The organism is Gemmatimonadaceae bacterium, assembly GCA_036273715.1.
GTDB lineage: Bacteria > Gemmatimonadota > Gemmatimonadetes > Gemmatimonadales > Gemmatimonadaceae > JADGGM01.
Window position 1 is genome coordinate 20,486 of record DASUHB010000054.1, and the last position, 15,938, is coordinate 36,423.

Below are 15,938 nucleotides of genomic sequence, written 5' to 3' on the forward strand. Positions count from 1 at the left end.
GCGGCGCCGCGTCGACGCTCAGGGACCGACCGTGCCGGTCAACCATCCGTGCCGCACGCGGAGCTGATCGGCGGTTGCGTTCGGATCCTCCACCACCGTGTACTCGACGCCGTGCGGCCCGGACTGTGACTGCAAGCGCAAGCCCGCCTGGGCGAGCGACGCCGCGAACGGCGGATCTTCGACACCGCCCACGTATCGGTCGAACCACGGCGTGAGATCCGCGCCGGCCGCCGCGCTCGCGGCGCGCACAACGTCGTCTTCGGTGTAGCCGCGTCCCTGCAGGTAGTAGCTTGCGTTAGGCGCGTCCCAGGTCATGCGCTTGAGCGCGCGCAGCGCATCGTCCAGCGACTTCGCGTTGTGCGTCCGCGCCCGGATGTCGAGGTCGAGCAGCAGCGCGAGCCCTTCGCCTTTGGTGTAGTACGAGAAGAAGCTTCCGCGGTCGACGCGCATCGGCGTCGCCGCGCCATCCCAGAACGGCGCCAGAAACGACGCCATACGCGCCGAGACGACTTTGCGACCCGGGGACTCGAGGTTCGCGTCGATGACGTGGGCGAGCGTCTGGTAGTAGTCGTCTTTGCTGACGATCCCGGCGCGGAGCAGTCCGATTTCGCCGTAGTACTGCGTCCAACCCTCCGCCACCCACAGGCTCGGCTCATAGCGCTCGGAGGAATAGTCGAAGGGCCCGAGCAGCATCGGCCGGATGCGCTTCACGTTCCACGTGTGGAAGTACTCGTGCGCCGCGTCGGAGATCGTCGCCATCACGGCCGATGAATCGGTCCATGGCGCGCGCGTCTGGATTTGCGTCGAGTACAGATGCTCCATCCCGTCGCTGCCGTCGTAGCCCACGTTGAACAGGAAGGTGTACATGGTGAGCGGCGGCGGCGCGATGACGGTGTTCTCGTAGCGCACGATTTTCTCGACGGCACTGACGAAGCCCTGGTGGTAGCCGTTCTGCGACCCGTTGTGGTGCACGACGACGCGATAGAGCCGGTTGTCCACGGTGAAGCTGTCGACGTCGAAGTGCTTGGCCGCTTCGGTGGGTGTATCGATCATCTCGTCGTAGTTCGCGAAGCGGAATTGGCGCTGGTCGGGCGACGTGCTGGCGCCGTTGATGATGTGCCATCCGTTGGGCGGCGTCACGGCGAGCGAGACCGAGTCCGGCTTGTGCCCCACCACGTACATGAAGAGCGAGGCGCCGTTCCAGTTGGCGTGCGCGGTGTCGAGGACGCTGAACGTGCCCGACAGGTTGTCGGCGAACACGCGGTAGCGCACGGTGACGTGCGTCGCGCCGGCGGGATAGATGCGCCAGAGCGAGCCGTTTTCGCGATCGAAGCGTACGGCGCGGCCGTTCCCGTCCTGCACCGACTCGTCGCGCACGTTGCGCGCGAAGTCCATGCGCGCATAGCGGCCCGGCGACCAGACCGGCATCTGGAGCCGGAGCGTATCGCCTAACGCGCCGCCGATGTCGATCTGGATCTCGTACAGGTGCCCGATGGTGTCGGGCATGGCGATAGCGTACCCGATCCGGAAGCGCGGGCCGGACGCGCGCTCCGCGTTGGGCGCGGGGTGCGCGGTGGCGCAGGCCGCGAGGACCGCGGCGGCCGCCGCGACGGTCAGGCGCCGGACGCCCCGGCGTGTTGGGTTAGGCATTGATCGTCAGCGCGACAGCGCGTGCATCGGCACCGGGCCGCGCGGGCGCTCGCTCTCCTTGAAGAGGTAGGCGCACGGTTCCAGCCGCGCGCCGCGCGCGTCCGCCACCGCGAACTCCAGTCCCGAATAGATGTTCGCGCTTCCGTAGCGGCCGTCCTTCGCGATCGCGTAATACGTCAGGTCGTAGCGCGGCCGCTTGCGCTCATCGAGCAGGCGCGCCTCGGTCATCTGGATGGCGCGCTGCAGCGCCCGCAGGCATGCCTCTTCCGGCGAGGCGCCGTTCCGCATCTGCTCGACGACGAAGAATGCACCCGCGATCTTGATGTTGGCTTCGCCGCGCCCCGTGCTGCCGGACGCCCCGACATCGTTGTCGCAGTACTGGCCGGCGCCGACGATGGCGCTGTCGCCGACGCGGCCAGGGATCTTGTAGGACATCCCGCTCGTCGTGGTCACACTGCCGATGTCGCCGGCCGCGGTGACGGCGTTCATGTTGATGGTGCCGTGCGTGAATTGCACCTTCACGTCGTCGTCGTGGTCGAGCCACGCATCGTTCGGATCGTGGTTGGCTTTCCACTTGAGCCAGATCTGACGCGCTTCGTCGGTGAGCAGGTTCTGCTCCTTGAATCCCATCTCGAGAGCGAATTTCTTGGCGCCGGGGCCGACGAGAAAGATGTGGTCGGTGTAGTCCATCACCGCCTTGGCGACCAGCGACGGCGTCGCGATGTCCTCGATCGCGCCGACGGCGCCCGCGCGCCGCGTCGGGCCGTGCATGCACGAGGCGTCGAGCTGGACGACCCCGTCTTCGTTAGGCAGCCCGCCCAGCCCGACCGAGTGGTCGGTCGGGTCGAGCTCGGTGATGTTGACGCCCGCGATCGCCGCGTCTAACGGATCGGCGTTCTGGAGCATCATCTCGCGCGCCCTGGCGACGCCGCGTATGCCGTTGGCGCTCGACACGACGGCAGGTCGGTTGTCGGCGGCCGCGCCGCGCCGGCGCCCGATCCGCGAATCCGGCAACCCGGACGCGCTCGCCGTCCGGGCCATCGCGAGACCGGCCGCGGCGGCGGCGCCGGCGCCAATGAAGTCACGGCGGGTGAGAGACAAGCGGTTCCTCCTCGAGCCAAGAAAACGGCGAACGCCGCGAATTTGATCCGCGGCCCCGCGCGAAGCAACCGCAACAGCGCCATCACCACGCTTCGATGGGGCACGACGCGCCGGCTCGCTCTTTCCGTTGCCCGATGCGAACGTAATCTTCCGACGTTGCGAAAGCGCTCGAGTCTCATCGCCCCACGCCTGACCGAAGGAGTGTCCATGGCGAACACCAACCAGCCCGACCAAGTGGCGCAGTGGTGTGACGAGCGGCGCACTGCAATCATGGCGCTGTGCCAGAAGTTGGCGACCGACGGCGCGCACTACCTTTGGGGCGCCGAAGGCCTGCGGCCCTCCAGTAAGGCGCCGCAATACTTCGCTCCCCAGGCGGTCAGTCTCGCCACATCGGCGCGCGGATCGACGACGTTCGCCGCCGCACAGCACTTCGATCAGGACGCGCAACGATTCGTCTGCGCAGGGCGCTGCTTCGTGGTGTCGTCGCCGGCGAACGCGATCATCGCCAACCCAGCGTCCGACAACAAACTGGAAGCATTCATCAAGAACTGCATCGACAAACATCTCGAGCCGTGGAGCTGCCACGAGAAACTCACGCCGCGGTTGATCCTGGGCACCGGGGATGGCGAACCGCGGGACTACAACGAAAGCACGGAATACACCAAGCGAAAGCAGGGTCACTTGGACAAGACGCTCGTCTGGGGCGAGTCGTGCAATGACAAGCTGCACTTCGACTGCGGCGGATTCGTCCGGTGGGTCGTCTCGCAGGTCTGTGGGATGTCGATTGCCGGCATCAGCAAGAATCCCGCGCAGAAGAACGCGCTCGGCCAGCCCATGGCGAGGTTGCTGACGAAAGATGATACCGTGATGACAGCCGACATCCTTGTCTACGCCGGCCACATTGCGTTCGCAACGGGCACGCCGGCGCTGAAATACGATCCACAAACGCGCTACAACGTTGCGCAGGCCGACTGCGCGACGAACGGCGTCAACTACAACGTCGTCCATCCACAAGACAACACGTCGTGTATTCGTCTGTCCGACTCGACGTTGGTCGGCAGCGTACTCGCCAGCGCCGCTCGCGCCGGCATGGATGTCCTTTCCTTCGGCCTGCGCGCCTGAGATTCGTCCTTTCTTCTGCACGGCCTAACGACCTGTGGACCTCCGCCGCTTCGCGTTTTTTCACGGCTTTTCCGCCGATGAGCTCGAACCGCTCGGCGCCGCCGTCACGTCCGCCTCCTTCGACGCCGACCGCTACGTGTTCCGCGAAGGCGACCCGCGCCGCATCTTCGCGCTCATCGAGAGCGGCAGCGTCGCCATCGAGAAAGGCGGCGACGGACGCGCCGTCCGCCTGGCAACGTTAGGCACCGGCGAAGCCCTCGGCGAGGGCATGCTGCTCGAGGAAGACGCGCCCCACGGGACGAGCGCGCGCACGCTCGAACCGACGACGATCGCGTTCTGGAACGCGCTCGACGTCCGCGCGATCGTGCAGGAGCGGCCGGCGCTCTATGCACGCCTCGTCGCCCGCGCCGCCCGCGCCATCTCCCAGCGGCTCCGCTCGGCCGACGCGACCCTCGCCGGCCACGGCCGTATGTTGGGCTTCGCCGACGGACGCCGCCGGCGCGAGCACGATCTGTTAGGCGAGCGCGACGTCCCCGACGATGCCATGTACGGCATCCAGACGCTGCGCGCCCTCGAGAACTTCCCGATCACCGGCCTGCCGGTGCGCGAGTTTCCCGTCCTCATCGCCGCGCTCGGCGCCGTGAAAGAAGCGGCCGCGCTCGCCAACGCCGACCTGGGCCTCCTGGCGCCTCCAATCCGCGATGCCATCGTCGCCGCCGCGCGAGAAATCCGCGCCGGCCGCCACCACGAACATTTCCTCGTCGACATGATCCAGGGCGGCGCCGGCACCTCGACCAACATGAATGCCAACGAGGTCATCGCCAATCGCGCACTCGAGCTCCTCGGCCACAAGCGCGGCGAGTACGAGACGGTCCATCCCAACAATCACGTCAACCTCTCGCAGTCGACGAACGACGTTTATCCAACCGCGATCAAGCTTGCACTGCACGCGAGCATCGAAGAATTGCGCGATGCGATGCGCGCACTCGCCAACGCGTTCCTGGACAAAGGCGCCGAGTTCGCCGGGCTCCTCAAGATGGGCCGCACCCAGTTGCAGGACGCCGTCCCGATGACGCTCGGCCAGGAGTTCGCCGCGTTCGGACATACGATTCTCGAGGACGTCGACCGGCTCGCGGAAACGCAGGGCCTGCTCCGCGAGATCAACATGGGCGCGACCGCCATCGGCACCGGGATCACCGCGCCGGCCGGATACGCCGAACGCGTGCGGGCGCACCTCGCGGCGATCACCGGCCTTCCGTTGGTCACCGCACCCGACCTCGTCGAAGCGACCGCCGACACCGGCGTGTTCGTGCAGCTCTCGGGCGTGCTCAAGCGCTGCGCGGTCAAGCTCTCGAAGATCTGCAACGACCTCAGACTGCTGAGCTCGGGCCCGCGCGCCGGGTTGGGCGAAATCAATTTGCCTCCCATGCAACCCGGCTCATCGATCATGCCGGGCAAAGTGAACCCGGTCATCCCCGAAGTCGTGAACCAGGTCTGCTTCGACGTGATCGGCGGCGACGTCACCGTCACCGTCGCCGCCGAGGGCGGCCAGTTGCAGTTGAACGTCTTCGAGCCGGTGATCGCGTTCCGTCTGCTCAGCGCGCTGGCCGAGATGCGCAACGCCTGCCTGGTGCTCCGCGAGCGCTGCGTGACCGGGATCACGCCTAACGAACAGCGCCTCCGTTGGTTCGTCGATCATTCGATCGGCGTCGTCACCGCGCTGCTGCCGGCCATCGGCTACGAGGCGGCCACCCAGGTGGCGCGCACCGCGCTCGAGACGGGACGCAGCGTGAAAGACGTAGTCCTCGAATCGAAGCTGCTCACGCGGGATCAACTCGCCGACATTCTCGATCCGGTCCGCATGGCCGGCGCCGAGCGCGCCCGATAATCCTCGCGAGCGATCGCGTGCCGCGTCCCCGACTCGACCCCGCCGTGTTCCACCTGCCCGTGGAGCGCATGCGAGAGGGCTACTACTCCGACAAGTATTTCGTCCGCGCGCGCGATATTCTCAACGAGGATCACCACTCCCCGCGCGTCACCATGCAGGTCTTCGGTAAGGCACACGCGTACCTGGGCGGCATGGACGAAGCGATCGCGATTCTCAAGTTGTGCGCCGACGACTGGCCCGCACTGGAAGTGCGTGCGCTCTATGACGGCGACGCGATCGCGCCGTGGGAAACCGTGATGACCATCGAAGGGCCGTACGCTGGATTCGCGCATCTCGAGACGCTGTATCTCGGCGTCCTCGCGCGGCGCACGCGCGTCGGCACCAACACCCGGCGCGTCGTCGACGCGGCGAAGCCGAAATCGGTGCTGTTCTTTCCCGCGCGACACGATCACTGGCTGGTGCAGACGGGGGATGGCTACGCGGCGCACGTCGCGGGCGCCATCGGCGTGTCCACCGATGCGCAGGCGAGTTGGTGGGGATCGAGCGGCATCGGCACAGTTCCGCACGCGCTCATCGCCGCGTACGACGGCGACACCGTGCTCGCGACGCTGAAATTTGCGAGCTACATGGATCCCGACGTGCAGATCATCACGCTCGTCGATTACGACAACGATTGCGTCGGGACGTCGCTGGCCGCGGCCCGCGCGCTCGGGCGCCGCCTGTGGGGTGTTCGCCTCGACACGTCGGAAAATATGGTTGACCAATCGATTTTGCCGCAGATGGGGAGCTTCACGCCCACGGGGGTGAATCCGCAGCTCGTGTACAACGTCCGTCGTGCGCTCGACGGCGAAGGATTCAACGATGTTCGCATCGTCGTCTCGGGCGGATTCACCGTCGAAAAGATTCGCGCCTTCGAGGAGGCCGGCGTGCCAGTGGACTCGTACGGCGTGGGATCGTCGCTCTTTAGCGGCCAATTCGACTTCACTGCCGACGTCGTGCGTGTGAATGGGCATTCGCAGCACAAGGCGGGTCGTGAAGAGCGACCGAACCCACGGCTCGCGCCCGTGTCGTGACGTGCGTGGTTTCGTCTTGATTTACCTCGCGTGAGCCGATACCTTCCGCGCCAAATGCACAGCCTCGGACGCGCCCCTTCCACGCGTCTGCTCATCGAACGTCTATCAGGATTCGGGATGACTGGTTTTCACCGCGCGCGCCGCACCGTCTACGCCGCGCTGACTCCGGTGTTCGTCCTCGGCCTAGCCGCGTGCGCCGGATTCCCCAACACCATCTTCGGCGCCCACTCCGAGATCGGACGCACCGAAGACCGGCTTACGTATCTCCTGCTCATTCTGGGCGGCCTCGTCTTCGTGCTCGTCGAGGGCACCCTCATCTGGGCACTGTTCAGGTTCCGAGCACGACCCAACGCAACGACGCCGCAACAAACGCACGGCAATACGACACTCGAAATCACATGGACACTCATACCGGCGGTGATCCTCGCGATCATTGCAGTGCCGAGCGTCCGCGCGATTTTCGAGACGCAAGCTGCGGCGGCGGCCGGGTCAGTGCAGGTCGAAGTCATCGGACATCAATGGTGGTGGGAGTTCCGATATCCGCAGTACAAGATTGTCACGGCGAACGAGCTCTATCTCCCAGTCGGACGCACCGCCAGCTTCACGTTGCGCACCGACGATGTGATCCATTCGTTCTGGATACCGCAGTTGGCGGGCAAACGCGACGTTGTCCACAAGGAGAAACCAAACTACCTGTGGTTCACGCCCGACTCCGCCGGCGCATGGAACGGCTTCTGCGCCGAGTATTGCGGCACGTCGCACTCGAACATGCGGTTCCGCGTCTTCACGGTGAGCCCCGAGCAGTTTGCGGCGTGGGTCAAGCATCAGCAGAGTGGTCCCGCGTTCCCCGCGACAGCGGCGGCGCCCGCACAGCCAGACACGAGCAAGAAGGCTGCGGCTGCGCCGGCGGCGCCCGCCGCGGCATCGCTCGCCAGCGCCGACACGAACTCCGCGACGTACCCGCGCGATCAGTTGCCTACGTGGACGGTTCCCGAGACGCCGCTTCCCACCGACGAGCATTTCGACAAGAGCACGATCGCCAAAGCAGATGCCGACCGCGGCGCGCAGCTCTTCAAGACCGCCGCGTGCATCGGATGCCATACGATCCAGGGCGTATCGCCCGGCATCATCGGGCCTAACTTGACGCACGTCGGCAGCCGGACGACGATCGGCGCCGGTCTGTACCCGAACGACATGAAGCACCTGACCATGTGGATCAAGGACGCGCGGCTCATGAAGCCCGGCGTGATCATGCCGCCCATGGGAAAAGGCCTGCCCGAATCGATGGGCGCCTTCGACGATCAGCAGATCGCCGATCTGGCCGCGTATCTCTCGTCCCTGAAGTAACGGAGACCCGGAATGGCAACCACAGTCGCGGCGCCGTCAGTCACGGGCAAAGCGCACAAATACGAAAGCGGGATCTGGAGCTGGCTCGCCACAACGGACCATAAGAAGATCGGCCAGTTGTACCTGTACACGGCCATCGGGTGGTTCGTCATCGGCGGCATCGAAGCCCTCTTCATCCGGTCGCAGCTCTACGGGCCTAACGGACGCCTGGTCTCCGCCGACACGTACAACCAGCTGTTCACGATGCACGGCACGACCATGATTTTCATGGCGATCATGCCGATGTCGGCCGCGTTCTTCAATCTTCTGATTCCGCTGCAGATCGGCGCGCGCGACGTCGCATTCCCGCGCTTGAACGCCTTCAGTTACTGGGTGTTCCTCGCCGGCAGCTTGTTCATGAACGTATCGTGGCTCATCCACGCCGCGCCCGACGGTGGCTGGTTTGCGTACGCTCCGCTCAACACGCGCCAGTTCAACCCCGGCATCAACATGGACTTCTGGGTGATCGGCTTGCAGATCCTCGGACTGTCCTCGCTCGCGGCCGGATTCAATTTCATCACCACGATCATCAACATGCGCGCGCCGGGCATGCACTTCATGCGCATGCCCGTGTTTACGTGGGCCGCATTCGTTACCCAATTCCTGATCATCCTCGCGTTTCCGATCATCACCGTCGCAGTCACGTTCCTGCTCTTCGACCGCTTCTTCGGCACCAAGTTCTACGAGATCACAGCAGGAGCCGATCCGCTGCTCTGGCAACACCTCTTCTGGTTGTTCGGGCACCCTGAGGTCTACATCCTGATCTTGCCGGCATTCGGCCTCGTATCGGAGGTGCTGCCGACCTTCGCCCGCAAGCCGCTGTTCGGCTACCCGGTGATGGTGTACTCGCTCATCCTGATCGCCTTCCTCGGCTTCGGTGTGTGGGCGCACCATATGTTCGCGGTCGGCATGGGACCGGTGGCCGATTCGATCTTCAGCATCACGACGATGCTCATCGCCATTCCCACGGGCGTGAAGATCTTCAACTGGTTAGGCACGATGTGGGGCGGGAACCTCACGTTCCGCACGTCGACGCTGTTCGCGATCGGCTTGGTTGGCCTGTTCACGATCGGCGGCATCTCCGGCGTCATGCACTCGTCGCCGCCGTCTGACCTCATGCAGACCGACAGCTATTTCATCGTCGCCCACTTCCATTACGTGCTGTTCGGCGGCTCGATCATGGGCTTGTTCGCCGGCATCTACTATTACTTCCCGAAGATGACCGGGCGCATGATGAACGAAACGCTCGGCAAATGGCACTTCTGGCTGACGTTCATCGGAATGAACCTCGCGTTCTTTCCCATGCACTTCGCCGGATTGAACGGCATGCCGCGCCGCATCTGGTCGTACGACGCCAATCAGGGCTGGGACTTCGACAACCATCTGTCGTCGTATGGCGCGTTCATCATCGCCTTCGCCACGCTGCTCTTCCTCATCAACTTTATTCGCAGCCGCGGTCACGGCGCGCTCGCCGGCAACAATCCGTGGGACGCGCCGACGATCGAGTGGTCGATTCCCTCGCCGCCACCCGACTACAATTACGCGACGATTCCAACGGTGACGTCGCGGTATCCGATGTGGCCGCAGCAGGGACCGTCGCCGCTGTCGCCGCCCGTTCCGACGGCCGGCGCCGACCAGCCGCTGCCCACGTACCCGTCGGCCGAGCAGTTAGGCATTCCGATGCCGACGCCGACGATCAAGCCGCTCCTGGCGACACTGGGATTGACGCTCGCGTTCGTCGGACTCATCTGGCACCGCCAGATCCCGATCATTCTGTTAGGCGGCGCCATCTTCATCGTCATGCTGTACGCATGGGTCCTCACGCCGCTCGAACCCGAACACTGATGCGCGTCGCACGCGCCTGACCGCTATCGTACCGGAGAAACACCTTGGCTACCGCCGTCGCCGAACATCACGCCGAGCACCATTACACCAGCACCGGTCTTCCGCACACGAAGATCGCGATCTGGGCGTTCATTGGCTCGGAGTGCTTCTTCTTCGCGTCACTCATCTCGACGTACCTGATCTACAAGGGGCGGTCCGTCACGGGACCGTTCCCGCATACGGATTGGACCGATCCGGCCACGCACATCCTGCATCACGGGGTCCTCAACATTCCGGTGACCTCGTCGTCGACCTTCGTGCTCCTCATGTCGTCGCTGTGCATGGTGCTGGCGCACGCGGCCGTCGAGCGAAACGATCACAAGTGGTCGCAGATCTGGTTGCTCGCCACGGCGCTGTTAGGCGCGACCTTCCTCGGCTTTCAGGCGTTCGAGTTCACGTCGTTCGTCCACGAGGGACTCAAGATCACCACGAACCTGTTCGGCTCGACCTTCTTCATTACGACCGGATTCCACGGCGCGCACGTGACCGTCGGCGTACTCTGGCTGATCACGATGTGGTTCATCGACAAGAAACGCGGGCTCGGACCCCGAGACGCGGTCAACGTCGATGTGATGGCGCTCTATTGGCACTTCGTCGACGTCGTGTGGGTCGCGATCTTTACGTTCCTGTACCTGCTCCAGTAGCGAGGCCTCGATGACCGCCGATCATTCGCACGCGACTGCAGCGTCGGACGCTCACGAGCCGATCGCTCCGCCGCATAAGGAAGTCCACTTCCCCACCTGGAGCACGTACAAATGGGTCGCCCTGATTCTGGGCGTGCTCACCGTGGCCGAGGTCTGGATCTATTACACGCCGATCAAGCAGACGCGGCTCTTCGCGCCCGCGCTCATCATCCTCTCGATCTGCAAATTCACGATCGTCGTGATGTTCTACATGCACCTCAAGTACGACGCCAAGATCTTCCGCGGGCTGTTCCTGGGACCGTTGACGATCGCGATCATCGTCATCATCTCCCTCCTCTTCCTCTTCGGACACCTGTCGCTGCACGCGACCTGATGTGCCCGTAGGACAGTGGCGATGACGATGACCCTCTGGTTGCACCCGGCTGGCACCTTCAGCTGGTCGTCGTTCAGCGTGCACCCGAGCACCGTCATCGGCATCGCTGCGTTAGGCGCGCTGTACGCCTGGCGCGCCCGCGCCGGCGAAGTGGATCCCGTTCCGCAGCCGGGCGCCGCGCCGCCCAGTGCGCCCGACCCAAGACGCCGGCCAACGCATGGCCAGGTGCTGGCGTTCGTCCTCGGCCTGGCGACGTTGTTCTTATCGCTCAACGGCCCGCTGCACGATCTGAGCGACGACTATCTGTTCAGCGCCCACATGGTGCAGCATCTCGTGCTCACCATGATCGTCACGCCGCTGTTGATCGCGGGAACACCGGGATGGATGCTGCGGCCGGCGCTGCGCAGCCGAAGCGTCGCGGCAGTCGCGCGACGCATCACGACGGGACCGGCAGCGTTCGGGATCTTCAACGTCACGATCGTCGTGTGGCATCTGCCGCCGCTCTACAACTATGCTCTCGTGCACCATCCGGTGCACATCGTGATGCACCTCTGTTTCCTCGTCGCATCCACCATCATGTGGTGGCCGGTGATGAGCACGATGCCCGAGCTGCCGGCGCTCTCGTATCCGAAGCAGATGCTGTACTTGTTCCTGATGTCGCTGCCGATGACCGCCGTGGCGATGATCATCACGTACGCGAGCACGACGCTCTTCCCATCCTACGCCGCCGCACCTCGCGTGTGGGCGCTGTCCCCGCTCGAGGATCAGCGCCTGGGCGGCCTGATCATGTGGATCCCCGGCGGCTTCGTCTTCATTGGCGTCCTGTCCGTCGCATTTTTCAGATGGGTCCGCGAGTTCGAGCGCCAGGAAGCTACAGTCTGACAAACCGCGGACCAAGCGACAGGCGGACAGCGCGGACACACCGGACAAACTGCGGACCGCTACAGGCGTAGCGGTCCGCGGTTTGTCCGTGTGTCCGCGATTGTCCGCCTGTCGCCTTGTCCGCCTTTAGTCTCGCCTTTAGTCCGCCTTTAGTCCGCCGGTCATTCACCTTCCATGGCGTGCGCGAATTCCTGACGCAACGCCGGATGCGTGCGGTACAGGTACGTTCCCATGAGGAGCGCCGCCAACACGTTCCCGGCCGCGATCTGATACCACGCGAGCGCGTGCATTCGCGTCTCGGCCATCGTCGCCGCCACACCATAGAAGCCCAGCTCGAAGATGATGAAGAGCAACGTGAACGTGACCAGGACCGACGGCTCGACTTCGGCGCGATGCACCACCCGCGATGCGATAAGGCCAGAGAAGACAAACGCCGCGTAATGGAAGACCGTGTATATCGCGACGTGCAGTACCGCGCTGTCAGTCCCGGTGTTACCGAAGACGCTGAACAGCGCGGCGCCTAACAGCTCCGGCGTGTAGAACACGCCGTGCCCGCTCACGACGTCCACGACCAGAAACCAGACCGCCACACCCGTCGCCGCAATCACCCCCGCCACCACTCCTTCGCGAACCGTATTGTGCGCTGCCGGCATGCCAACCTCCGCGTGTGCTCGTGACGGACTCAGCTTCGCCAGGCCTGCCCGATCGTCCTGAATGTGCGACGCTATGCACAGAATGCCTAGACCATCCCCTAACGGAAGCCAGCGACGGCCTCGACAAATGCCTGCGCTCGTGCAACTATAAGGCATGACACGACATGCCTCTCTCCACCGGGCGGTGCTTGTCATACCTGCCGCCGCCCTCCTCATCGCGCTCGGCGCCTGCGGCTCAGGCAACTCGTCCGAATCCGCCGCCAACTGCCCCGCGATGGACGCGCCCGAATACACGAGCGCCGTCGACCAATACCTCCACGGTCTCGATCCCGAGCCACTCCGATTCCTCTTCTATTCATCGGGTGACTCGGCGCTTCCCGACGCTGTCCGCAGCGAGCTCGAGACGAAAGGACCAACGTACCTCTTCCCGAGCGATCCGGCGGGTCAGAAGAAGCAGCTCGAGAATCTCAAGGCGAAAAACGATGTCGTGACGCTGCTGTTGCTCTATGCGGGCATGGACACGACGAAAACCGGCTCCAGCATCGGATTCGCTGGCCGCTATCTCGACAAGGAGGACAGCGGCAAGGTGTCGCCGCCGAAGCGTATCCGGTTCGAGTGCCGCAATCACCAATGGCAGGTCGCGCCTGAAGGCGCGGCGCCGCCTGCGTCCAAGAGCGCGTGACCGCGACGATCCCCCGGGAGACCGTCGCTCCGTTAGGCGACGCGACGACTCGTTCGCCGGTGGCGCGCCCCCAAGCGGCGCGGGAGCGGCTCGTCTCGCTCGACGTCTTCCGCGGGCTCACGATCGCCGGGATGCTGCTCGTCAACAATCCAGGCACGTGGAGCGCGATCTATCCGCCGCTCGAACACGCCGAGTGGAACGGCTGGACGCCAACGGATCTCATCTTCCCGTTCTTCCTCTTCATCGTCGGCATCACCACGCACCTGTCCCTCACCGGACGCCGGCGCCGCGGCGCCACCGACCGGCAGATCGTCACCCAGATCGTCAAGCGCGGCGCGATGATCGTGCTCGTCGGCCTGCTCCTCACCGGCCTGCCGTACCACGAGTTCGTGATTCATCTGCCGTTCGGCGCGCAGTTCGACTCGGTCACGCCGCACCTGGGGTTAGGCCACTGGCGGCTGACGGGCGTCCTCCAGCGCATCGGCGTCGCTTATCTGTGCGGCGCGCTCATCACGCTGCGCACGTCCGTCAAACAGCAGGTGATGATCGTCGCCGCGCTGTTGTTAGGCTATTGGATGGCCATGACGCTCGTCCCGGTGCCCGGGCAGAACGCGATCGGCGCCCTCGTGCTCAATACCAAGGACGGGACGCTCAGTGCATGGCTCGACCGCACCGTCTTCGGCGTCAACCACTTGTGGGTCGGCTCGCACACGTGGGATCCGGAGGGAATTCTGTCCACGATCCCGGCGATCGGCACCTGCATCCTCGGCGTCATCGCCGGAAAATGGATCGCGAGCGATCGGCCGCTCCTGGAGCGCATCGTCGCGCTGTTCAGCGTCGGGGCGATGCTCATGGTCGCCGGTCTCGTCTGGAATTGGGTCTTCCCGATCAACAAGAACCTGTGGACCAGCTCCTTCGTGCTGTTCACCGCCGGCATGGGCGCCGTCACGCTCGCCACGTGCATGTGGTTGATCGATGTCCGGCACGTCCGCTGGTGGACGTGGCCCTTCATCATCTTCGGGCTCAATCCTCTGGCAGCCTACGTCGCCGAAGGATTTTTCTCGCGGATCATCTACACGCTCGTGCGAGTGCCGTCGGGCGGGACGATGATCCCGCTCGAGACGGCGATGTACGACCACTGGTTCGCGTCCTGGCTTCCGCCCCGCAATGCGTCGTTGCTCTTCGCCATCTGCTACGTCTTGCTGTTCTTGGGACTCATGTGGGAGTTGTACCGGCGACGCATCGTGATCAAGTTGTAGCCGTTGGATTGTTGGGCACGTGACGAAGGATCAGAACCGCTCGTGAAGGAGTAGGTCCAACCGGCAGGCCACCTGCCCCGCTCGTTCCGTAGAAACACCGAAAATACGACCGACCAGCCGCCGCGGCCCAACGCACCTGCGACGCGGCGTCATCATTGCCATATGCCCAACGCATCATCGTCGATGAACCGAATCGCTCGCAGCCGGTCTGCGCTCGCCGCCGCCATCGCGATTCTCGTGCTCGGCGTAGGCCGGGCGCGCGCACAGAGCGGTGCGAGTCCTGTGCTGGCGTCGACATCGGTGGCCGGCGCCGAAGCCGCGAGCGCGAGCCACTCCGCACGTGTGCGGCACCACCGCGTCCGCTCGACGCGAGCGGCGACGCTCCGCTACGAGAGCCCGGTCGGCGTTCCTGCGTTAGGCAATGACCTGGGCGCCATGCTCAATGCGCGCGTGCGCAGCGGACAGTGGGGAGCGCTCGTCATGTCGCTCACCCGTGGCGACACCCTCTATTCGTATCAGCCCGATGTCGAGCTGCAGCCCGCGTCCAACCTGAAGCTCTTCACCACCGCGTTGGCGCTCCAGGAGTACGGCGCCGACCACGAGTTCAGCACCGACGTCCTCCGCGCGGGAACCGTGAGCGCCGATGGCACGCTGCAGGGCGACCTGGTGCTGCGCGGCGACGGTGATCCGGGTATTTCCAAGCGCTACATTCAGGGCGGCGCGGCCGCGGCCATGGATGATCTCGCGAAAGCCGTTGTGGCAGCCGGAATCAAGCGCGTGTCGGGCAGCCTCATCGCGGACGCGAGCGCCTTCGACCCGCAGCGCATCCCCGAAGGATGGAAGACCCGCTACCTGCAGTCGGGCTACGCCGCGCGCGTGTCGGCGCTGTCGTGCAACGAGAATCTCGCCACGGTCACCGTGGTACCCGGAACCGGCAAGCAGCCGGCGCATGTCTCGGTCGATCCCGCGACCGACCTTCCCCTCTCCGCGGACGTGCGCACGGTGGCCGGCCGCCGTGCACGGATCATGGCGCGCTCGCTGCCCAACGGAGGCATGGAAGTGCGCGGTTCAATCGGCGCGCACGCCGGCGTTCACAGCTATCAGGTGGTGGTGGAAGATCCGACGGCGTTCACGGCCGGCGCGTTCCGGCGAGCACTCGAAAATCGCGGCGTGCAGATTACGGGAGCAACGAAGTTCGCAACGACGCCTAACGACGCGATCAAGGTCGCCGGCATCGCGTCGCCCCCGCTCTCGCACCTCATCTCGGCCATGAACCGCGAGAGCATCAACCACTTCGCGGAGCTGCTGTTCCGCGATGCGGGCCGCAAGGCGGCGAGCGAT

The 15,938-nt window shown here is 64.9% G+C and carries 14 protein-coding genes; 11 read left to right on the forward strand and 3 right to left on the reverse strand.

Features of this window, described 5'->3' with window-relative positions; translation table 11 throughout:
• Window positions 1-18: 18 nt before the first annotated feature.
• Together VFW04_12000 and VFW04_12005 are read right to left on the reverse strand one after the other, a co-directional pair.
• Entirely contained in the window at window positions 19-1,650 is a 1,632-nt protein-coding gene (locus tag VFW04_12000) for a hypothetical protein (GenBank protein HEX5180046.1), read from the reverse strand.
• 6 nt (window positions 1,651-1,656) lie between these two features.
• The gene (locus VFW04_12005) at window positions 1,657-2,751 is read right to left on the reverse strand and encodes a N(4)-(beta-N-acetylglucosaminyl)-L-asparaginase (GenBank protein HEX5180047.1); all 1,095 of its coding nucleotides are present in this window, start codon (window positions 2,749-2,751) and stop codon (window positions 1,657-1,659) included.
• Window positions 2,752-2,958: 207 nt separating this feature from the next.
• Here VFW04_12005 and VFW04_12010 point away from each other — a divergent pair, with 207 nt between their 5' ends.
• From VFW04_12010 to VFW04_12045, 8 genes are all read left to right on the forward strand, one after another.
• Window positions 2,959-3,873 carry a hypothetical protein gene (locus tag VFW04_12010; GenBank protein HEX5180048.1) on the forward strand — a complete coding sequence of 305 codons (915 nt, stop codon included), beginning with the start codon at window positions 2,959-2,961 and terminating at the stop codon, window positions 3,871-3,873.
• 34 nt (window positions 3,874-3,907) lie between these two features.
• Window positions 3,908-5,761, forward strand: coding sequence for an aspartate ammonia-lyase (locus tag VFW04_12015; GenBank protein ID HEX5180049.1), 1,854 nt, complete (start codon window positions 3,908-3,910; stop codon window positions 5,759-5,761).
• A 17-nt stretch (window positions 5,762-5,778) separates the two neighbouring features.
• Window positions 5,779-6,834 carry a hypothetical protein gene (locus VFW04_12020; protein ID HEX5180050.1) on the forward strand — a complete coding sequence of 352 codons (1,056 nt, stop codon included), beginning with the start codon at window positions 5,779-5,781 and terminating at the stop codon, window positions 6,832-6,834.
• Window positions 6,835-6,951: 117 nt separating this feature from the next.
• Window positions 6,952-8,181 carry a cytochrome c oxidase subunit II gene (gene coxB / locus VFW04_12025; GenBank protein HEX5180051.1) on the forward strand — a complete coding sequence of 410 codons (1,230 nt, stop codon included), beginning with the start codon at window positions 6,952-6,954 and terminating at the stop codon, window positions 8,179-8,181.
• A gap of 12 nt (window positions 8,182-8,193) precedes the next feature.
• On the forward strand, window positions 8,194-10,065 hold the full coding sequence (ctaD, locus tag VFW04_12030) for a cytochrome c oxidase subunit I (GenBank protein HEX5180052.1): 1,872 nt from the start codon (window positions 8,194-8,196) through the stop codon (window positions 10,063-10,065).
• 44 nt (window positions 10,066-10,109) lie between these two features.
• Window positions 10,110-10,748, forward strand: a complete 639-nt coding sequence (locus VFW04_12035; GenBank protein HEX5180053.1) for a heme-copper oxidase subunit III — start codon at window positions 10,110-10,112, stop codon at window positions 10,746-10,748.
• Window positions 10,749-10,758: 10 nt separating this feature from the next.
• Window positions 10,759-11,121: a cytochrome C oxidase subunit IV family protein gene (locus tag VFW04_12040; GenBank protein HEX5180054.1), complete on the forward strand. Its 363-nt coding sequence runs from the start codon at window positions 10,759-10,761 to the stop codon at window positions 11,119-11,121.
• A gap of 21 nt (window positions 11,122-11,142) precedes the next feature.
• Window positions 11,143-12,003 (forward strand): cytochrome c oxidase assembly protein, encoded by an 861-nt coding sequence (locus tag VFW04_12045; GenBank protein ID HEX5180055.1) that lies wholly within the window; start codon window positions 11,143-11,145, stop codon window positions 12,001-12,003.
• A 161-nt stretch (window positions 12,004-12,164) separates the two neighbouring features.
• On the opposite strand, the gene VFW04_12050 is transcribed toward VFW04_12045, so the two are convergent.
• Window positions 12,165-12,656 (reverse strand): hypothetical protein, encoded by a 492-nt coding sequence (locus tag VFW04_12050; GenBank protein HEX5180056.1) that lies wholly within the window; start codon window positions 12,654-12,656, stop codon window positions 12,165-12,167.
• Window positions 12,657-12,810: 154 nt separating this feature from the next.
• On the opposite strand from VFW04_12050, the gene VFW04_12055 reads away from it, so the two are divergent.
• The 3 genes from VFW04_12055 to dacB all read left to right on the forward strand — a co-directional run.
• The gene (locus tag VFW04_12055; GenBank protein ID HEX5180057.1) at window positions 12,811-13,338 is read left to right on the forward strand and encodes a hypothetical protein; all 528 of its coding nucleotides are present in this window, start codon (window positions 12,811-12,813) and stop codon (window positions 13,336-13,338) included.
• Window positions 13,335-14,597 (forward strand): DUF5009 domain-containing protein, encoded by a 1,263-nt coding sequence (locus VFW04_12060; protein ID HEX5180058.1) that lies wholly within the window; start codon window positions 13,335-13,337, stop codon window positions 14,595-14,597. The genes VFW04_12055 and VFW04_12060 overlap by 4 nt, the downstream gene beginning before the upstream one ends.
• Window positions 14,598-14,780: 183 nt before the next feature.
• Window positions 14,781-15,938, forward strand: a 1,158-nt coding sequence (dacB, locus tag VFW04_12065) for a D-alanyl-D-alanine carboxypeptidase/D-alanyl-D-alanine-endopeptidase (protein ID HEX5180059.1), incomplete at its 3' end; no start/stop codon positions are given.